The organism is Blautia sp. DFI.1.216 (assembly GCF_020594215.1).
In the GTDB taxonomy this organism is placed as follows: domain Bacteria; phylum Bacillota; class Clostridia; order Lachnospirales; family Lachnospiraceae; genus Blautia_A; species Blautia_A wexlerae.
On record NZ_JAJDML010000005.1, the window covers coordinates 85,527 to 105,987 of the forward strand.

General features: G+C 41.1%; 13 protein-coding genes and 1 riboswitch. Of the genes, 9 read left to right on the plus strand and 4 right to left on the minus strand.

Annotation, left to right across the window (positions count from 1 at the left end):
- Positions 1–57: 57 nt before the first annotated feature.
- The gene (locus LJE11_RS03455) at positions 58–2,757 is read right to left on the minus strand and encodes a GH36-type glycosyl hydrolase domain-containing protein (protein WP_118616643.1); all 2,700 of its coding nucleotides are present in this window, start codon (positions 2,755–2,757) and stop codon (positions 58–60) included.
- Between the two features lie 413 nt (positions 2,758–3,170).
- On the opposite strand from LJE11_RS03455, the gene LJE11_RS03460 reads away from it, so the two are divergent.
- The 4 genes from LJE11_RS03460 to LJE11_RS03475 all read left to right on the plus strand — a co-directional run bounded on the left by LJE11_RS03460 (position 3,171) and on the right by LJE11_RS03475 (position 9,049).
- Positions 3,171–4,532 carry an ABC transporter substrate-binding protein gene (locus LJE11_RS03460; RefSeq protein WP_008704029.1) on the plus strand — a complete coding sequence of 454 codons (1,362 nt, stop codon included), beginning with the start codon at positions 3,171–3,173 and terminating at the stop codon, positions 4,530–4,532.
- Positions 4,533–4,663: 131 nt separating this feature from the next.
- Positions 4,664–5,617, plus strand: coding sequence for a carbohydrate ABC transporter permease (locus LJE11_RS03465; RefSeq protein ID WP_008704028.1), 954 nt, complete (start codon positions 4,664–4,666; stop codon positions 5,615–5,617).
- Between the two features lie 3 nt (positions 5,618–5,620).
- Positions 5,621–6,466 (plus strand): carbohydrate ABC transporter permease, encoded by an 846-nt coding sequence (locus LJE11_RS03470; RefSeq protein ID WP_008704027.1) that lies wholly within the window; start codon positions 5,621–5,623, stop codon positions 6,464–6,466.
- 84 nt (positions 6,467–6,550) lie between these two features.
- Positions 6,551–9,049, plus strand: coding sequence for a glycoside hydrolase family 3 protein (locus tag LJE11_RS03475; RefSeq protein ID WP_227295532.1), 2,499 nt, complete (start codon positions 6,551–6,553; stop codon positions 9,047–9,049).
- Between the two features lie 162 nt (positions 9,050–9,211).
- Here the strand turns inward: LJE11_RS03475 and fliB are convergent, their stop codons facing one another.
- Positions 9,212–10,414 (minus strand): flagellin lysine-N-methylase, encoded by a 1,203-nt coding sequence (gene fliB, locus LJE11_RS03480; RefSeq protein WP_055059511.1) that lies wholly within the window; start codon positions 10,412–10,414, stop codon positions 9,212–9,214.
- 4 nt (positions 10,415–10,418) lie between these two features.
- A complete protein-coding gene (locus LJE11_RS03485) occupies positions 10,419–11,258 on the minus strand; it encodes an AraC family transcriptional regulator (protein WP_008704021.1) in 840 nt (279 codons plus the stop codon).
- 392 nt (positions 11,259–11,650) lie between these two features.
- Between LJE11_RS03485 and gnpA the strand changes: the two genes are divergently transcribed.
- Positions 11,651–13,807, plus strand: coding sequence for a 1,3-beta-galactosyl-N-acetylhexosamine phosphorylase (gnpA, locus tag LJE11_RS03490; RefSeq protein WP_055059510.1), 2,157 nt, complete (start codon positions 11,651–11,653; stop codon positions 13,805–13,807).
- Between the two features lie 198 nt (positions 13,808–14,005).
- Here gnpA and trpS read toward each other — a convergent pair whose 3' ends face one another.
- Complete coding sequence (gene trpS, locus LJE11_RS03495; protein WP_022380250.1) at positions 14,006–15,067, minus strand: tryptophan--tRNA ligase; 1,062 nt, start codon at positions 15,065–15,067, stop codon at positions 14,006–14,008.
- Between the two features lie 271 nt (positions 15,068–15,338).
- Between trpS and LJE11_RS03500 the strand changes: the two genes are divergently transcribed.
- The 4 genes from LJE11_RS03500 to LJE11_RS03515 all read left to right on the plus strand — a co-directional run bounded on the left by LJE11_RS03500 (position 15,339) and on the right by LJE11_RS03515 (position 20,395).
- The gene (locus tag LJE11_RS03500) at positions 15,339–16,829 is read left to right on the plus strand and encodes an AAA family ATPase (RefSeq protein WP_022380251.1); all 1,491 of its coding nucleotides are present in this window, start codon (positions 15,339–15,341) and stop codon (positions 16,827–16,829) included.
- Positions 16,830–16,935: 106 nt separating this feature from the next.
- Positions 16,936–17,050: riboswitch (FMN riboswitch) on the plus strand.
- A 244-nt stretch (positions 17,051–17,294) separates the two neighbouring features.
- Positions 17,295–18,404 carry a bifunctional diaminohydroxyphosphoribosylaminopyrimidine deaminase/5-amino-6-(5-phosphoribosylamino)uracil reductase RibD gene (gene ribD / locus LJE11_RS03505; RefSeq protein WP_055052604.1) on the plus strand — a complete coding sequence of 370 codons (1,110 nt, stop codon included), beginning with the start codon at positions 17,295–17,297 and terminating at the stop codon, positions 18,402–18,404.
- Positions 18,385–19,032: a riboflavin synthase gene (gene ribE, locus LJE11_RS03510; protein WP_008704016.1), complete on the plus strand. Its 648-nt coding sequence runs from the start codon at positions 18,385–18,387 to the stop codon at positions 19,030–19,032. The genes ribD and ribE overlap by 20 nt, the downstream gene beginning before the upstream one ends.
- 163 nt (positions 19,033–19,195) lie before the next feature.
- A complete protein-coding gene (locus LJE11_RS03515) occupies positions 19,196–20,395 on the plus strand; it encodes a bifunctional 3,4-dihydroxy-2-butanone-4-phosphate synthase/GTP cyclohydrolase II (protein ID WP_008704014.1) in 1,200 nt (399 codons plus the stop codon).
- Positions 20,396–20,461 lie beyond the last annotated feature (66 nt).

Sequence of the window (20,461 nt, forward strand, 5' to 3'; positions counted from 1 at the left end):
CAATATTTATAACTGCGCCTGTCGACTGCTTTTATGGAGGCTGAGCAGCTATTGTTTTCAGGCAAGTGTCACTGTAATTTCATGAAGATCAGAAGAGAGGTTGTTAATAAATTCTCTGGAGATCATAATATGGGAATCTTCTACGATTTCTATTGCTGTTTTGTCGCAGTCCGCAGCGGCGATATGATAAGAACCATAATCTTTTCTGTCTGTGTTTCGGTAGGTAACATGGAACTGTTTTCCTGCAAAAGTAACAGAGACAGAAGCAGTTCCTGCTTCATCGAACTGTTCTGCCAGAAGTTTTGGATGAACCAGAAGGTTTCCGAAAACTCCACGGACACCAAAGACCTCTGTGATCATGGTAAAAAGATACCAGCTTGCAGCACCTGTCAGATAATGATACATGCCACGTCCGTCTGAACGGAAATATTCAGGAATTCCCGGGTAAATATGGCTGGTATCAAAGTCGAGAGCTGTATCAGACAGAGAACGCAATGCTTTCCAGCCTTCTTTTGCAAAGCCTCTCTGATATAAGGCATTTGCATACATAACTGCCATATGAGAGAAAACAGCACCGTTTTCTTTTTCGCCATAAGCGAAACCGAACATACGTCCCATATCAAACTTCAGTTCCTGAAAATCTGTGTTCAGGCGGTAACCGCCAATTTCTTTTCTGTAAAGATAATGATCTGCGCTTTTTACGATTTTCCTGATCTGCGCATCAGTGGCAACATTTCCCATAATAGAGAAAACCTGGCCTGTGAGCATCATACGCACCTGTTCATGGTGGAAACCTTCCACTGCCTCTCCATGATTATCGTAATAGCTGTTATACCATCCTTCTTCGCTGTCTTTGCCATCAATCCATTCCTGTGAACGGATATGATCTGTCAGCCAGTTGGATTTCTGGATCAGGTTGGCAGCAAGTGTGGAGAGAGAGAAGTTTTTCTTTCTGCCGCTTAGGTTATGCCTGCAACTTTTGGCATATTCAGTAAGAATCTTTTTCTTTTCAGATACACTGTCAAACATATCTGTCTGGTCGTTCAGCAGGATTTCAATTTCCTCTGACAGCGGGATACTGGTTTCGCCTGCAGATTCCATAAGGCGTAATATGGAAGCAAGAGTATGGAGATTGCCCGCATAAGCACAGGTAAAGGCAACACTTTCACCATTTTCTGCTGCCATATCCAGGGCATCGTTCCAGTCAGCTCCGCGGAGACGGTAAATATTATGAACACCTACATCATAAAAAGCGGCAAGCTGCTGGATCAGAATGTGCTCCAGAACACTTCCGGTATATACCTGACCGTCTTCGGTGCGCTGTTTATTTCCATATGCGTCATTCCAGAGAGTATCAATTTCTGTGCCGCGCATGGTTTGTGCATCTTTAAAATAAGGAACCTGTTTCTTAAGGATCTCTATATCTCCGGTCTGATTAATATAAAGACTGGTCGTGATTAGCGGCCAGAGTGCATGATCCATCCATACACGTGCGATTCCGTTTCTGTCAGCGATAAAATTGCCGTCACCGTCTCCGATAATAGTAGCATTTGTACCATCAATACGTACGCCGCCATAATTCTTTTCAATCATGGCACCTACATTCTGAGGATTCATCAGCAGAAGAGAAAGACAATCCTGCCACAGATCACGCCATCCGCGTCCACCACGTCCGTAATCATGATGAGGAAGGAAAGAACAGCCAAATAAACGGCGCAGGAATGGCTGGAAACTTACCCATTTCATATAACTGTCAAAGTCAGGATCCTGTGTGTGGAAGTCAACGTTTACCTGTTTTTTCCAGTAAATTCTGGTTTCTTCCAGTGCATTTTTTACTTTATCGGAAGTATTGTATTTTTCAAAAATATTTTCAATTTCTTCTTTACTGTCGGCAATACCTGATAATAAAATAAAGTCTGTTTTTTCACCGGGAGCCAGTGTGAAAGATGAGAAACAGAAAGCACCCATTGCTTCCTTTCCTGCTGCCAGACTGTGTGCGGGAACTCCTTTATATCCTTCATATACTGTGCGTGGATGTGTATAGGTACCACCTTCTCCGATAAAATCTTCTACAGTCGGATAATAGGAAATCGGATTTTCTCCCTTTCCGGAACAGCCATTTACATAATAGATTTTATGATTTGGCTGATGTCCCCGCTCGTCAAATGACATGGTGGGGCAGACGTTGATTCCATGTTCTGTTGTCTCGATACGATGGAGCATGGAAGTGACATTTCGATGATCACGAATGTTATCCGCACTTCTTCCGTAAACAGGAATTGCACCATATGCAGTAAATTTCTGTACAGTATCTGTCTGGTTTTCAACCGTCACATACATAATCTCCACATTATCGCTTTTGGGGATAAAAGAAGTAACTGTGGAGATGAGCCCAAGTTCTCTGGAAGTCCTTTTCAAAGTCTGCCACATGAATCCGGCGGTTAGTTCACTGTCTTCCTGCCTGTCAGTAAAACGGTCGGCTTCCTGCTGAGCAGAGGAACCTGTTACTGAATAAGGAATGTGTCCTTCTTTTACGATCCAGAAATTTCTGGAAGAACGATTGTTATGAAGATTTTCGGAACTGACCGGTTCCAGCAGGAAGGTATCCTGATCAATTTTGCTGTCACCTCCAAGCACTGGTGTGACGGAACTTTTCAGACCTGCTTCTGATGCAAGAGGAAAATAAAGATAACTGGTATTTTCCGGTCTGTTCACACAAAAGCTTCCATGATTATCAATAAACTTAATATGTTTCAACATTTTTCTCCTTCCATAAATATTGTATGGAAATTATATCGGAAATGAGATCTTTCGGAAATAAGAAACATGAAGTAAGTATCAGAATCATGACATAAAATAACACAATTTCAGAAAAATATATGAGCAGGTAATGAATCAGATTGCGAATATTCATCTGGCTGATTTATAGAAAAATGGTACTTTTTATACAAAAATACTAATAAAAAAACAGAAAGATTATGATTTTAGGAAAGATTTCCTTATTAAATGACAAAATCTGTCTGTATATAAAAAGAACACAATGAGGTCATGAATCTGACATTTTGGTGGAAATTATAATATACCCGAAAAGCAGTTTAAGCTATAATCTGATACATCAGGTGAGGCAAGAAACTCACAAAGAGAAAAAAAGAAAAAGGAGGGCTTTTTTAATGAAAAAGAAAGCATTAGCTGTTTTACTTACAGCATCCGTAATTGCAGGTACAATGGGCGGAACCGCTACAATCGTACATGCAGATGAAGAAGGAAAAGTAATCAATATTTATTCCTGGAATGATGAATTCCGTCAGCGTCTGGAAGCAGTATATCCTGAAGTAAAAGAAACATCCAAAGACGGAACAGTAACAACATTAAAGGATGGAACAGAAATTCACTGGATCATAAATCCAAATCAGGATGGTGTTTATCAGCAGAAACTTGATGAAGCTCTTATGAATCAGGCTGATGCATCAGCAGATGATAAGGTAGATATCTTCTTATCAGAAACAGATTATGTATACAAATATACAGATGCAGCAGCGGATGTGGCAATGCCTCTGAAAGATCTTGGAATTGATCCTGACAAAGATCTTGCAGATCAGTATGACTTTACAAAAACAACTGCATCTGATGCAGATGGAGTACAGAGAGGATCTACATGGCAGTGCTGCCCTGGACTTCTTGTATATCGTCGTGATATTGCCAAAGATGTGTTCGGAACCGACGATCCTGAAGAAGTAGGCAAGAGAATGAAAGACTGGGATACAGCAAAAGCTACAGCTGAAGAACTGAAAGCAAAAGGATATTACACATTTGCTTCTTATGCTGATACATTCAGACTGTATGGAAACAGCATTTCCCAGCCATGGGTAGAAGACGGTGCAACAACTGTTAATGTGGACCAGCAGGTAATGAACTGGATCAAAGATTCCAAAGAATGGCTGGATGCAGGATACCTGAACAAAACTGTAAAAGGTCAGTGGAATGATGACTGGAACAAAGCTATGGGATCTGAATCCAAAGTATTTGCATTCCTCTTCCCGGCATGGGGAATTGACTTTACATTGAAACCAAACTGGGATGGAGAAGACGGAGAATGGGCTGTTACAAATCCACCACAGGAATACAATTGGGGCGGTTCTTACATCCATGCAGCAACAGGAACAGATAATCCGGAACATGCAAAAGATATCATTCTTGCACTGACAGGAAATAAGGACAATTTATTAAAGATTTCCAAAGATTATTCTGACTTTACAAATACAAAGAGTGGTATGCAGGAAGTTGCAACAGATGATACTTTCGCATCTGACTTCCTTGGCGGACAGAATCCATTTGAATATTTCGCACCGGTTGCAGAGAACATCAAGATCGCACCACTTTCTGCTTATGACCAGGGATGTGTAGAACTGCTCCAGAACGCTTTCAGCGATTACTTCCAGGGTCAGGTAGACTATGACAAAGCAAAATCAAACTTTGAAACAGCAATCAAAGAACGTTATCCGGAAATCCAGGAAGTTAACTGGGCTGAATAATAAACGCTTTTGAATTGACAGTTAAAAAGTTTCAGGTGTAAATAACCTGTACAGATGCATTTGTATTTGCCAGACACACATGAACGCGATGTGTGTCTGGCGCTAATATGTAAAGGAAGGAATGCTGAACTATGAAAAAAAAGAAAAGCATCAGCTATGCAAAATGGGGATACATCTTTATCCTTCCATTTTTTATAACTTTTTTAATCTTTTCTTTGATTCCGCTGGTAGATACTGTACGTTATAGTTTCTATGAATATTATCGTTCAGGAATTAAAGAAATCGGACCGAATTTTATTGGAATTGCAAACTATCTGAGTCTGTTGAAGTCAGATATGCTCAAATACAGTGCTAATACACTGATTCTGTGGGTAATCGGATTTGTACCGCAGATTGTGATCGCACTGGTTCTGGCATGTTGGTTTACAGATGCGCGTCTGAAGATCCATGGACAGCAGTTTTTCAAGGTTGTTATTTATCTTCCTAACCTGATCATGGCTTCTGCATTTGCATTATTGTTCTTTACCATGTTCTCTACCAACGGACCGATTAACTCTATTCTGATGTCTCTGGGATGGGTTAAAAATCCGATAGATTTCATGGGTTCTGTAATCGGAACCAGATCTCTGGTCGGATTTATGAACTTCCTGATGTGGTTTGGTAATACAACAATTATGCTGATGGCTGCTGTTATGGGTATCAGTATGGATATTTTTGAAGCATCTGAACTGGATGGCTGTAACAGTATCAAGAGATTTTTCTATATCACACTGCCGCTGATCCGTCCGATCCTTGCTTATACACTGATCACATCTATCATCGGTGGTCTTCAGATGTTCGATGTTCCTCAGATTCTTACAAATGGACAGGGAAATCCGGACCGTACATCTATGACTCTGATTATGTTCCTGAACAGCCACTTAAAGAGCAAGAACTATGGTATGGCAGGTGCACTGTCCGTATATCTGTTTATTGTCAGCGGTATTTTATGTATGATCGTATATAAGATGACAAATGACACAGACCCGGACGGATCTAAGAAAGCTGCAAAGAAAAAAGCAAAAGAAGAAAGAAGGAGGAGATAAACTATGAAACCAAATACATCAGGTCGTGTGCGCAGTATTTTTGTTCATCTTGTGCTGATCTTTTTATCCTTCCTGTGTCTGTTTTTCTTTTACATTCTGATTGTAAATGCAACACGTTCCCATGCGGATCTGCAGAAAGGATTTTCAGCACTTCCCGGAAAATATTTTCTTGAGAATCTGAAGAATGTGGCAAATGACGGAAGTTTCCCGATGTTCCGCGGTATTCTTAACAGTGTTGTTGTATCTTCCTGCAGTGCTGCACTTTGTACATATTTTTCTTCTTTGACAGCTTATGGTCTATATGCTTATGATTTTAAAATGAAGAAAGCAGCTTTTACCTTTATTATGGCAATTCTTGTTATGCCTACACAGGTAACAGCAATGGGATTTTTACGACTGATCACAAAGATGGGAATGTATGACTCTTTACTTCCGCTGATCATTCCATCCATTGCATCTCCAGCAGTCTTTTACTTTATGTACAGTTACCTTCAGTCTTCCCTTCCTTTATCCCTTGTAGAAGCGGCAAGAATTGATGGCTCCGGAGAATTCAGAACCTTTAACAGTATTGTACTTCCGATCATGAAACCGGCAGTAGCAGTACAGGCAATCTTTACTTTCGTAGGATCCTGGAACAATTACTTCGTTCCTGCCCTGATCATTCAGTCAAAGAGCAAAATGACAGTGCCGATCCTGATTGCAACTCTGCGTGGTGCTGATTATATGAACTTTGATATGGGTAAAATTTACATGATGATCACTGTTGCGATCGTGCCAATCATTATTGTATATCTGCTTTTATCCAAATACATTATTGCAGGTGTAACACTTGGTGGTGTAAAAGAATAATGAGAATTAAGAACCCCCATAGAGAGAATGCTATGGAGGTTCTTTTCATGAGAATTATAATATTAAAAACAGGAGTATAATTATATGAAGAAATGGATTTACAGTGGAACTAGAGAAGAACAGCCGTCAGAGAGAGAACTGATGCATGGAAAGCTTGCCAGAAAAGCGGCGTCAGAAGGCATTGTTCTGCTGAAAAATGAAGGAATCCTTCCATTAAAGAAAGATACAGCTGCTGCACTTCTTGGGTATGGAGCAGAGAAAACCGTAAAGGGTGGAATTGGTTCTGGAGATGTTAACAACAGAAAGAATACTTCTATTTATCAGGGACTGAAAGAAGCAGGAGTAAAAATTGTAAGCGAAGACTGGATCAGCGATTATCACAATCGCTATGAGCAGGCGAGAGAGGCGTGGAAAGAAAAAGTTCTGGAAGAAGCTAAGAAAGTAGATAATCCTTTTGATGCCTATGCAGAGAATCCTTTTGCAATGCCGCTGGGACGTAAGGTGGCAGAGGAAGATATCTGTGAAGCAGATGTGGTGATTTATGTGATCAGTCGTATTTCAGGAGAAGGAAAAGACCGCCGCAAAGTAAAGGGAGATTACTATTTAAGCGAGAGAGAAGAGGAAGATTTACGTTATCTTGCAGAAATGAACAAACCTGTGATCCTTATTCTTAATGCAGGTGGTCCTGTGGAGCTGACAGATATTCTGGAACAGACAGACAATATAAAAGGAATCTTAAATATTTCTCAGCTTGGTCAGGAAGGGGGAGATGCCCTGGCAGATGTACTTCTGGGAAAAGAAGTGCCGGGCGGTAAACTGACAACAACCTGGGCAAGGCGATACGAGGATTATCCGGCTTCAGAAGAGTATGGGTATCTGAATGGCAATCTGGAAAAGGAAAAATACAAAGAAGGTATTTATGTAGGTTACAGATATTTTGACAGCTTTGACAAAAAGGTGATGTTTCCGTTTGGGTTTGGTCTTTCTTATACTATGTTTGAGATGATGTGTTGCAGCATAAATATGGAAGAAAGTAAGATCAGAGCAGAGGTTCAGGTTACAAATACAGGAAATGAATATGCTGGTAAAGAAGTGGTACAGATTTATGTTACGCTTCCGCAGACAGAACTGGAAAAAGAGTATAAGAGACTGGCAGGTTTTGCAAAAACCAGACTTCTGAAGCCGGGAGAAACACAAACACTTACTGTTGAGATTCCGCAGAAACAACTGGCTTCTTTCAATGAGAAAACACATACATGGATAGTGGAAAAAGGCAAATATGGCATTCTGGTCGGAAACAGTTCAGACAAACTGAAACTGGAAGCAGTTCTGGTAGTTTCAGATGATACAGTACTGGAACAGATGGATAAAATCTGCCCGCTTCAGGAAGAACTGAAACAGATTCATTTGACAAAAGAATTGAAAGAAAAATCTGTGCAGAGACAGGAAAAACTGATAACAGCGCAGGTTCCGGAATATTATTTTAAACCTGCGATGATACCGGCAAAATCGGAAAATGCCGGAAAAAATCAGGAAAATCTGACAGAGGAAGAAAAAAGATTTGTTTCTGTTCTGGAAGACAGAACTACAGAAGAGCTGATTCCTCTGCTTTATGGAAAGATTTCAGAGAATATCAGTACTCTTGGTGCAGCAGGGATTCGAGTACCGGGATCAGCAGGTGAAACCTGCGGTACTTTGGAAGAGGATGGAATCCCGTCTCTTGTTATGGCGGACGGTCCGGCAGGTATCCGCCTCAGACAGTGGTATGAGGTAGATAAAGAGACAGACAGCATCTATGAAATGGGAGTTCTTGGTTCACTGGAAAATGGAATTCTGGAACCTGGTGTGCATCATGAGAATGCAGACACTTATTATCAGTACTGTACTGCTTTTCCGGTAGGAACAGCACTGGCACAGACCTGGGATACAGATCTCATGACAGAGTTTGGAAAAGCAATCGCAGAAGAAATGGAAGAATTTCATGTAAATCTGTGGCTTGCACCGGGTATGAATATTCACAGAAACCCATTATGTGGAAGAAATTATGAATATTATTCAGAAGATCCATATCTGTCAGGGATGCTGGCAGCAGCAGTGATCCGGGGTGTTCAGAGCAAGTCAGGATGTGGCGTAACAATCAAGCATTTTGCATGTAATAATCAGGAAGATAACCGCATGGGTGTTGACTCCTGCGTATCCGAACGTGCGCTCAGAGAAATCTATCTCCGCGGATTTGAAATTGCAGTAAAAGAAGGAAATCCTGTTTCTATTATGACTTCCTATAATCTTATCAACGGTATTCATGCGGCGAACAGCAAAGATCTGTGCATGACAGTTGCCAGAAAAGAATGGGGATTTGACGGAGCAATTATGTCAGACTGGAACACAACAGTTCCGGAAGATGGAAGCGTTCCATGGAAATGTGTGGCAGCAGGCAATGACATTATCATGCCTGGAAATCCGGATGATGATAAGAATATTCGCCAGGCATATAAAGAAGGTAAACTTACAGAAGAAGAAATCCGAAATTGTGCCGGACATCTGGTATCTATGATCCGTAGATTAGAGCGTACAGATTGTTGAAATGATTTTTCAAACATGCTCTAAATGAAAACAGATAGAATTCTGGCATATGCTGAAAATACAGTAATGAGAGGACAATATTAATTATTAAAATCAATCGGAAGACCATCAGAGGCCTTCCGATTGATTTAGTGCTCATAATAACTGGATTTTTTATTTGCATCAGCAGATTTTCAGCAGATTTTCAAAGGAGAAAATCTCTTTTTCAGACATTAATTCTTCAAATCTGTTCAGGTTAAGATCTGAGTGTTCCAGTTCTCTTGAAAACTGATAACAGATACGGATCTGGTCATCTAGCTTAAACTGCCGGTTGTTTTTCAGATAGGTTCCCACATTTAATTCATGGATGAACAGGGTGCACACAACTGCCATTTTCACCTTGGCGAAGATCTCATCATCATAAACTGCACCGCAGAAATAGGTATAGATCCAGTAAACAAGAAGCTGTTCCTCCTGAATCTGCCAGTCCGGATAAGAGAAATCAAATTCACTTTTCTGCCAGGAATAAAGATTTCCGGAGTCAGACTGCGAATCTGTATTTCCATTATACAGTGGAGTCAGACAATTCTTTAAGTATTCCTGCCATCCCGGGCGCAGAACCTCCATTTCCGGGACAACAGTTTTCCACATTTTTTTAAATAATTGTTCTGGTGTATTTGCGCAGGCAGATGCAACAGAACTGTTTTCTATGTTATCTGTATTTATACGAGAGTAAATTTTGCTGCAAAATCTATCTCCGTATCCGGAATCTTCATGTCGTTTTCGCATTTCTTCCCATTTAAAGAGTTCATTTTTATTTACACATAACTGGAAATCATGTGCAGCAGCCAGAAGTTTCCACAGACGTTTCTGCATGGGTACAGCTCTGTCCTGGATGATATCTATAAGCATATCACGGGTGTCCATAAGTGCAGTGAACAGGAAATAATCAAAGTCATCATAGACTTCTTCTTTTGTCTTTTTTTCTTTTGTGATAAAGTGTACCTTTTCTTTTTGGGAAAGTAAAATCCTTGCTGCCTCCGGACAGGAGAGCGACAGGGAAATCTCACGCAGACCTTCAAATTCTTCAATATGTCTAGGATAATTTCTGCAGGTTCTGCAGAACATTTCCGGTCCTGCTTCTGTGTAGATATCACACAGGTTCTCTTCGTTGAGAAAAGCACAGCGTCTGTTATACTGGCGGAAAACATGTTCTTTCCAGTCAATATCATTGTGCAGGCGATTGCGGAATGGACCTTTAAAGTGCTGGTACTTCTTCAGTGTCTGATCGTCAATCACGATCTGCCATCCTGCGCAGCAGGTATCCGGACAGGCTCCTGCAATGCAGGAAAATTCTTTATAGTAGTTTGGAAATGTGTATTGCATGATATTAAATAGGATCCTTTCTTTTTTTCTTAAGTTTACGGTAAGTTCCTGCAGTCATGCCACAGGATTTGCGAAAGCTCTGGGAGAGATAACTCTGAGAGGAGAATCCTGTGAGATGCGCAATATCTGAAATCCCGTAATCAGTATTTTCCAGAAGCTCCTTGCACACTTCGATGCGTTTTCGGTTCAGATAATTGATAGGAGAAATCCCATAATATTTTGTAAATTCATGACTCAGATAATACTTATTAAGATGACTGAGTTCTGAGAGGTGATCCAGAGTAATATTTTCCCCGTAATTGGAGTCAAGATAACGCTTAATATGAGCGCACTCTTTACTTGGATGCTGGGCGGTGATCAGTTCAAATGGTGAATCCGTAATGCGCCGAAGCTGCAGAATCAGAATATCCAGCATATGACTGCAGATGGTTTCATATCCTTCAGACTGTCTGTCCAGCTCCTGAAACAGAGAATTAAAGTAAAATAACAAATCTGTTTTCTTTTCACGACAGTTAAAAATGCGATACTCTTTATGACCGTTAAAGGAAAAACATAGTCCGTCCACACCTACTGTAAAATAACTCAGAGGAGGACTCCCTTTGGAGATTTCAGTGTGATTGATATGTGGATTAATGATGACCAAATCGTCCTTTGAGATTGGGAAAATCTGATCCTCGATCAGAAAATCTCCCTGACCGTCACGTACATAGAACAATTCTGTAAAGGCATGAGAGTGAGGAATACTGGGCCAGTCACCCTCGTAGCGGGAAGAAGAGGTATTTAAAAGCGTAATATTCTGAGCTGTTGGGTGTTCGGGGCTGAAACGAAATGATTGTGAGCTCATGGCAGATTCTCCTTTCTTCTGTTTACGGCAGATGAGTATATTTGTAGCAATTTTGTTGGCGGATTCTGAATGATAGTATTTTATATCGCAAAAGATATAACTGAGATTCTTCAGGATAATTAGAATAAGTGCATAAAAAATGATAAAAATAAAATCAACATCAGTTATTAAGGTAAAAAATAGAAGGCTTTTCAGATAGCTGATAACATATTTTCTATAATACCATAATTTTTTTGTAAGAGCAAGATTTCTAAAAAACAAAGCAAAAAGTGAATTGAAAAAAATTTTGAAAGAAAGTATTTTATAAACAGATAGACTGAAAATAATGTGATTACAGAAGCGAACGGACAGTAATTATCCGCTTGTCAGCAAAATGAAGGAGGTAACAGAAAATGGGAAAAGGTCGTGTAACCATACCAACTGACCTGGATGTAGTTCCACAGACACTGGAAATGATAGAAGAGTGGGGCGCTGATGCTATACGTGACTGTGACGGAACAGAATTTCCGCAGAAATTAAAAGACACAGGTGCCAAAATTTATGCAACCTACTATACAACTCGTAAGGACAATGCGTGGGCGAAAGCACATCCGGAAGAAATCCAGCAGATGTATATTATGACATCTTTCCACACAGCGGTTGCAGATACACTGGAGATTCATCTGATGGATCACCTCTATCCGAATATGCTTGCAGTCAACACAAGAGATGATATCCGCAGATGGTGGGAAGTAATGGATCGTACCACAGGAGAGCCGGTACTGACAGATCAGTGGTCATATGAAGAAGAGACAGGAAATGTAGTGATCTTATCTGCGAAACGCTTCCATGAATATACTGTAAGTTTCCTGGCATATATTATGTGGGATCCTGTACATATGTACAATGCAGTAGTAAATGACTGGAAAGACGTAGAACCGCAGATTACATTTGATGTGCGTCAGCCGAAAACAAGAGCACACTCTCTGGAACGTCTGCGCAGATTTCTGGATACTCATGAGTATGTGGATGTTGTGCGCTTCACTACATTTTTCCATCAGTTTACTCTTATATTTGATGAACTTGCAAGAGAGAAATATGTAGACTGGTTTGGTTATTCCGCTTCAGTCAGCCCATATATTCTGGAGCAGTTTGAGAAAGAAGTGGGCTATCCTTTCAGACCGGAATATATCATTGATCAGGGATACATGAACAATACCTATCGGATTCCCTCAAAAGAATTCAAAGATTTCCAGGCATTTCAGAGACGCGAAGTTGCGAAGCTTGCCAAAGAGATGGTAGATATCGTACATGAATACGGAAAAGAGGCCATGATGTTCATGGGAGATCACTGGATTGGTATGGAACCGTTTATGGACGAATTTGCATCTATCGGACTGGATGCTGTAGTTGGAAGTGTTGGAAATGGTGCGACCCTGCGTCTGTTCAGTGATATTAAGAATGTAAAATATACAGAAGGAAGATTTTTGCCATACTTTTTCCCGGATACGTTCCATGAAGGCGGCGATCCTGTAAAGGAGGCAAAAGTAAACTGGGTAACAGCAAGAAGAGCAATCCTTCGAAGCCCGATCCAGAGAATAGGCTACGGCGGATATCTGAAACTTGCCCTGGAATTCCCGGATTTTGTACAGTATATCAAAGAAGTCTGCGAAGAGTTCCGCACTTTATATGATAACATTCAGGGAACGACTCCTTATTGCGTAAAACGGGTAGCAGTCCTGAATTGTTGGGGAAAGATGCGCTCATGGGGTAACCATATGGTACATCACGCCATCTATTACAAGCAGAATTATTCTTATTTCGGAATTATCGAAGCATTAAGCGGCGCACCGTTTGATGTATCATTTATCAGCTTTGATGATATCAAAGCAGACAAAGATCTTCTGAAGAAGTTTGACGTAGTGATCAATGTAGGAGATGCGGACACTGCACAGTCAGGCGGCGAGAACTGGATCGACGAAACAATCATCACAGCAGTCAGAGAATTTGTATATAATGGCGGTGGATTTATCGGTGTAGGAGAACCGGCAGCACATCAGTGGCAGGGCAGATTCATTCAGTTAGATGATGTACTTGGAGTAGAAGAAGAACATGGATTTAACCTGAATACAGATAAATATAACTGGGAAGAACACAGAGATCATTTCATCCTTAAAGATGCAGAAGGCGAGGTTGATTTCGGTGAAGGTAAGAAGAACATTTATGCCTTACCGGAAACAGAAATCTTAATCCAGAAAGACCAGGAAGTGCAGATGGCTGTAAAGACTTTCGGTAAAGGAAGAGGCGTTTATATCAGCGGACTTCCATACAGCTTCAAGAACAGCCGCGTGCTTTATCGTGCAGTCCTTTGGTCAGCATCCGCAGAGGAAGAACTTCACTGCTGGTATTCAACCAACTACAATGTAGAAGTACATGCTTACGTAAAAAATGGAAAATACTGCGTAGTCAACAACACTTACGAACCACAGGATACAGTAGTTTACAGAGGTGATGGAAGCAGTTTCCGGTTACATATGGAGGCAAATGAGATCAAATGGTATCAGATATGAAAGATATCGGATAGATTTTATCTGTAAAATAGATTGAAAAGCAAGTCAGTGAAGAAATAACAGAACAGGTTCAGACGTGAGCAGAATGCTTTTGCCTGAACCTGTTTTGATGTGTCAATAAGTTGATTTTTGAACAATCTTGCGTTTGAATTTCTTATTTACGCATCGTTGTCGGTCGCTGTAGCCACCGGCATATAATTATTTAATTAAGCTGTTATCATCAAAGTAGTTGATCTGCATTGCTGAACGAACATCATGAAGTGTCTGTGCAGCTTTTGCTTCAGCAACCTTGCTTCCCTCTTTGAGGATATCATATACATCATCAAGATGCTGTTCCCAGTATTTACGTCTTTCGCGGATTGGAGAAAGCTCTGCCTGGAGTACTTTGTTCAGGAATTTCTTAACCTTGACATCACCCAGACCGCCGCGTGTATAATGAGCTTTCAGTTCATCCAGATTCTGATATTCAGGCAGGAACTCTGCGAAATATTCCGGTTTACAGAATGCATCCAGATAAATAAATACAGGATTTCCTTCCACACGTCCCGGATCTTCCACACGAAGATGATTCGGGTCTGTGAACATGGACATAACCTTCTTCTTAACATCAGCTTCTTCATCTGAAAGGTAGATGCAGTTTCCGAGAGATTTGCTCATTTTTGCTTTTCCGTCAATACCTGGCAGACGTAAGCATGCTTTATTGGATGGCAGAATAATCTCAGGCTCTGTCAGAGTTTCACCATAAACAGTATTAAATTTGTGGACGATCTCCTTGCACTGCTCGAGCATTGGAAGCTGATCTTCGCCAACCGGAACAGTAGTAGCGCGGAATGCAGTGATGTCTGCAGCCTGGCTGATCGGATAGCAGAAGAATCCAACAGGGATGCTTGCCTCAAAATTACGCATCTGGATTTCAGATTTAACTGTAGGATTACGCTGTACACGTGCCACAGTAACAAGGTTCATATAATAGAAAGTAAGCTCTGTAAGCTCCGGAACCATGGACTGGATAAAGATAGTGGATTTCTCAGGATCAATGCCGCATGCAAGATAATCCAGGGCGACCTGAAGGATGTTCTGGCGAACTTTCTCAGGGTGTTCAGCGTTATCTGTTAATGCCTGTGCATCTGCGATCATAATATAAATTTCATCATATAAGCCGGAGTTCTGTAAACGAACACGCTCGGATAATGAACCAACATAATGTCCAACATGAAGGCGGCCTGTTGGGCGGTCACCGGTTAAAATAATTTTGCTCATTTTGCTCTCCTAAAAGTAAATTCCGATTTTCCAGAGAGTTTCTGGAAATTCTCAGTTACTATTATTATAAGGCCTGTGAATGTTACCGTCAATGATTTTGGGGGAATAAATCAGGATATAATTTATTGAATATTTATGCAATAAATACATTTACAGAATTGATTAAAAGAAAAGATTCTGCTAGAATAATAAATAGCTTCCGACAGGATTGCAGAGATGTGTAATAGAAATATGTCATGCATTGCATGATAAGATAAAAGGAGTATTTACCATGCCAGTATTTGATTTCAGCGGTGCTTCAGACAAGAAAACAGGCGTACAGTCTGAATGTACCTACACTACGTTCCAGTCCAATGAAAAGGAGACTTCCCCTGAGAAACCGATCATGATCCTGGATAACAGCAGCCGTCAGTGGAAACATCATTCCTGCGGTATTTTTACTAATCCGATTAAACGTACATCCTTTGAATTTAAAGAAGATGACGGCGTTTTCAGTGCAGATATTATCAGTATTGATTCAAGATTTGTAAGTCTTCTGAAATGGCTTGGGGAGAATCATATCAATGTGCGTCTTTCTGGAGAGAATAAAGAGAATGGTTATGCAGTTTATAAGATTCGTGAAACTGCTTTTGGCGGCGGTACGAAACTTTCCGCAGAGGACGGATTTCTTCAGTTTATGATCGAGAGACTTCTTGCAAGCAGTGCACCTGCAGAGATTGTTGAGGATGAAGATGAGGAAGAAACAGGGGACGAGATGAAGCTGACAAGCATTCAGAGCATCACTGATTTTATGACCTGCGCAGGCAGAACCCTGCCGGATAATATCCGTCTCTGGGCGAGAAGAAACCTTGCAGTTGCCCGTTCACACGAAGTATCTCCGGAGGAGAGACGTCATGCTCAGAGAGCACTTTCCATCATGATGAATGTACAGTGGAAGAGCAATTATTTTGAAGCAATCGATCCTCAGGAAGCCCGCAGGATCCTTGATGAGGAACTCTACGGAATGGAATCTGTAAAGCAGCGTATCATTGAAACAATCATACAGATCAACCGTACCCATACACTTCCTGCATACGGACTTCTCCTTGTAGGTCCTGCAGGTACAGGCAAATCCCAGATTGCCTATGCAGTTGCCCGTATTCTGAAACTGCCTTGGACAACTCTGGACATGAGTTCCATCAATGATCCGGAACAGCTTACAGGAAGTTCCAGAATCTATGCAAACGCAAAGCCCGGAATCATCATGGAAGCTTTCTCGGCAGCAGGAGAATCCAACCTTGTATTTATTATCAACGAGCTTGATAAAGCAGCGTCAGGTAAGGGCAACGGAAATCCTGCAGACGTACTTCTTACTCTGCTTGACAACCTTGGATTTACAGATAACTATATGGAATGTATGGTGCCCACAGTGGGCGTTTATCCTATTGCTACGGCAAACGATAAATCCCAGATCAGCGCACCTCTGATGTCCCGTTTCGCGGTGATCGATATCCCGGATTATACATCAGAAGAGAAGAAGATCATCTTCTCCAAATACGTTCTTCCGAAAGTTCTGAAACGCATGAGCCTGAAAGCAGAAGAATGTGTAGTAACAGAAGACGGTCTGGATGCCATCGTTGAATTGCATAAAAATACAAGCGGTATTCGTGATCTGGAACAGGCAGCAGAGCATATCGCAGCCAATGCCCTGTATCAGATTGAAGTAGATCACCTGACAGGTGTGACATTCAATGCAGAGATGGTAAGAGAATTACTTTCCTGAAAAACTGAAATTATATGTCTGAAAAAATCTTGACATAAATAAAAATTAAGAGTATACTTTCAGACATCAACAGGATAAAATTTAGAAATTGCTGATAAAAATAAAATAAGATCTTCAGGGCAGGGTGCAATTCCCTACCGGTGGTAAAGCCCACGAGCCGTAAGGCATGATTCGGTGTAATTCCGAAGCCGACAGTACAGTCTGGATGAAAGAAGATAACAGTAGAGATACAGAAGAATTAACTGATCTGTGAAAGCGACTGCTCTGGAATAATAAATTTATTCCAGAGCTTTTTAATATCATCAAAGCAGTTTTAATGATGAAGCAAAAAGTCAGATTCACACGAAGATAATTCAAGCAGATATTAATTTACAGGCCCTGGATGTTGAAAGACACCGGGGCTTTTTTGGTATCATCAGTACCATCAGAAGAACAGGAGATGAGGGATTGAAAGATATAACGGATATGGAAAAAGACAGGCAATATATGAAAATGGCGTTAGAACTGGCGCAAAAAGGAATGGGATTTACAGCACCTAACCCAATGGTAGGTGCCGTGATCGTCAAAAGCGGAAAAGTCATTGGCCAGGGATATCACAGAAAATACGGTGAACTTCATGCAGAAAGGGAAGCTCTGGCATCATGTACAGAACAGCCAGAAGGTGCCTCCATATATGTTACTCTGGAACCTTGCTGCCATTACGGGAAACAGCCTCCGTGTGTCAATGCAATCCTGGAATCGGGGATCAGACGTGTGATTATTGGTTCCTCGGACCCTAATCCCCTGGTTTCAGGAAAAGGAATCCGGATTCTGAAAGAGCATGGGATCGAAGTAACGGAAAACGTTTTAAAAGAAGAGTGCGATAAACTCAATGAAGCATTTTTCTATTACATACAGAATCAAAAACCATATGTAGTCATGAAATATGCGATGACCATGGATGGAAAAATTGCCACTTATACAGGCGCATCCAGATGGGTGACAGGCGAAGCTGCCAGAATGCATGTGCAGAAACAGAGATTGAAATATACAGGGATTATGGCTGGAGTGGGAACTGTGCTGGCAGATGATCCGATGCTTACATGCAGACTGGAAAACGGCAGAAATCCTGTGCGTATTATCTGTGACTCCCACTTGCGGACACCACTGAATTCCAGAATTGTGAAAACGGCATCAACAATTCCAACAATCTTTGCAACCAGCAGTAAAGACCAGCAGAAGATAAAGAATTATGAAGATATGGGATGTAAAGTTCTGGATGTCCCGGAAAAAAACGGACACATAGATTTAAACAGACTAATGGAACTTCTGGGAGCTGCAAAGATAGACAGTATCTTACTGGAAGGAGGAGGCACTTTAAACTGGTCAGCACTCGAAAGCGGTATTGTTCAGAAAGTCCAGACCTATATAGCACCCAAACTTTTTGGGGGAGAAAGTGCAAAGACACCGATAGAAGGAAAAGGATTTCCTGATCCTGCCAGCGCAATATTATTAAAAAACAGCGAAATAATCAGAATAGGAGATGATTTTCTTATAGAGAGTGAGGTGAAGAGTAATGTTCACGGGAATTGTTGAAGAACTGGGAACTGTGAAAAAAATAAAAAAAGGAGCAAATTCAGCAGTATTTACGATACGGGCAGAGAAAATTCTGGATGATCTGAAAACAGGGGACAGTGTAGCTGTAAATGGAATCTGCCTCACTGTAACTGCATGTCTGGAAGATGGTTTTACAGCAGATGTGATGCATGAGACATTGAATCGTTCTGCGCTGATTCAGCTTTCTTTGGGACAGCATGTAAATCTGGAAAGGGCAATGCCTGCAAATGGAAGATTTGGAGGACACATTGTTGCCGGGCATGTGGATGGAACAGGAAAAATCACGGAAATTCGCAGAGATGATAATGCTGTCTGGTACACCATTCAGGCTTCACCACAAATTATGAAATATATTGTGACAAAAGGTTCTGTAACAGTTGATGGAATCAGTCTTACAGTGGCAAAAGTCTCAGAAACAGACTTTTCCATTTCTGCAATTCCTCATACAGTAAAGATTACAGTCCTCGGAGAACGCAAAGAAGGAGATATCGTTAATCTGGAGACAGACATAATTGGAAAATACGTGGAAAAATTAATAACGCCTGTGAAAGAACAGCCGATAAAAAGTAATATTACACGGGATTTTCTGAATAAGTATGGCTTTTGACAGAATTAACCACAAAGCGGTTATTCGATTGATGCAGAACTGTACAGTGGATGTTTTATCTGCCTGACACGAACCAGATAAGCAGCCAATACGAATGATTTTGCCCTCTTAACAACAGAAAAATATATTGTATCAGAAAATACATTGCATAAGGAGAGAAAAAATGAACGGATTTGATTCAGTAGAAGAAGCTCTGGAAGAACTTCGGAATGGAAAAATTATTCTGGTAACGGATGATCCGGACAGAGAGAATGAAGGAGATTTTATCTGTGCAGCAGAGTTTGCCACAACAGAAAATATTAACTTTATGGCAACTCACGGAAAAGGACTTATCTGTATGCCAATGTCTGAGGAATATGTAAGAAAACTGCAGTTCCCGCAGATGGTAGCAGAAAATTCAGATAATCACGAAACTGCTTTTACTGTTTCCGTAGACCATATCAGCACCACTACAGGAATCTCTGCGGCAGAACGTTCTGTTACTGCCATGAAATGTGTGGATGAGAATGCAAAACCCGAAGATTTCAGACGCCCCGGACATATGTTTCCACTTCTGGCGAAGAAGAACGGTGTTCTGGAAAGAAACGGACATACAGAGGCAACTGTAGACCTGTGCAGACTTGCAGGGTTAAAACAGTGCGGGCTGTGCTGTGAAATTATGAGAGAAGACGGCACTATGATGCGGACTTCTGAGTTACGGGAACTTGCCGGAAAGTGGAATCTTAAATTCATAACAATTAAAGATATTCAGAATTACCGTAAATGCCATGATATTCTGGTGGATCGCGTGACGACCACAAAAATGCCGACCAGATACGGAGAGTTTATGGCGTATGGATTTGTAAACCGCCTGAATGGGGAACATCATGTAGCACTGGTAAAAGGTGAAATCGGAGATGGAGAAAACGTTCTGTGCCGTGTGCATTCAGAGTGCCTGACAGGAGACGTTTTTGGATCACAGCGTTGTGACTGCGGACAGCAGTTTGCAGCGGCGATGGCCCAGATTGAGGAAGAAGGCAGAGGGATACTCCTTTATATGAGACAGGAAGGAAGAGGAATCGGACTGATCAATAAACTTCGTGCCTATGAACTTCAGGAACAGGGAATGGATACACTCGAAGCGAATCTGGCACTTGGATTTGCCGGAGACGAAAGAGAATACTACATTGGTGCGCAGATTCTGAGAAATCTTGGGGTAAAAGAGCTGAGGCTGCTGACAAATAACCCGGATAAAGTTTATCAGTTGGAAGAATTTGGCATCAGGATCAAACAGAGAGTTCCGATACAGATGAATGCCACAGCGTATGATCTGCGTTATCTTAAGACAAAACAATTACGAATGGGACATATTCTGAAGTATTAAATACAGCGGGGATTTTCATATATAACGATAACGTTCCCGAAAATAAAATTTACCGTATATAAAAAC

Excerpts from the sequence above, each read along its gene's own strand:
- LJE11_RS03485 (WP_008704021.1), bottom strand. The coding sequence starts at position 11,258 with ATGAGCTCACAATCATTTCGTTTCAGCCCCGAACACCCAACAGCTCAG.
- LJE11_RS03460 (WP_008704029.1), top strand. The coding sequence starts at position 3,171 with ATGAAAAAGAAAGCATTAGCTGTTTTACTTACAGCATCCGTAATTGCA.
- LJE11_RS03475 (WP_227295532.1), top strand. The coding sequence starts at position 6,551 with ATGAAGAAATGGATTTACAGTGGAACTAGAGAAGAACAGCCGTCAGAG.
- ribE (WP_008704016.1), top strand. The coding sequence starts at position 18,385 with ATGTTCACGGGAATTGTTGAAGAACTGGGAACTGTGAAAAAAATAAAA.
- ribD (WP_055052604.1), top strand. The coding sequence starts at position 17,295 with ATGGAAAAAGACAGGCAATATATGAAAATGGCGTTAGAACTGGCGCAA.
- LJE11_RS03500 (WP_022380251.1), top strand. The coding sequence starts at position 15,339 with ATGCCAGTATTTGATTTCAGCGGTGCTTCAGACAAGAAAACAGGCGTA.
- gnpA (WP_055059510.1), top strand. The coding sequence starts at position 11,651 with ATGGGAAAAGGTCGTGTAACCATACCAACTGACCTGGATGTAGTTCCA.
- fliB (WP_055059511.1), bottom strand. The coding sequence starts at position 10,414 with ATGCAATACACATTTCCAAACTACTATAAAGAATTTTCCTGCATTGCA.
- LJE11_RS03470 (WP_008704027.1), top strand. The coding sequence starts at position 5,621 with ATGAAACCAAATACATCAGGTCGTGTGCGCAGTATTTTTGTTCATCTT.
- LJE11_RS03465 (WP_008704028.1), top strand. The coding sequence starts at position 4,664 with ATGAAAAAAAAGAAAAGCATCAGCTATGCAAAATGGGGATACATCTTT.
- trpS (WP_022380250.1), bottom strand. The coding sequence starts at position 15,067 with ATGAGCAAAATTATTTTAACCGGTGACCGCCCAACAGGCCGCCTTCAT.
- LJE11_RS03515 (WP_008704014.1), top strand. The coding sequence starts at position 19,196 with ATGAACGGATTTGATTCAGTAGAAGAAGCTCTGGAAGAACTTCGGAAT.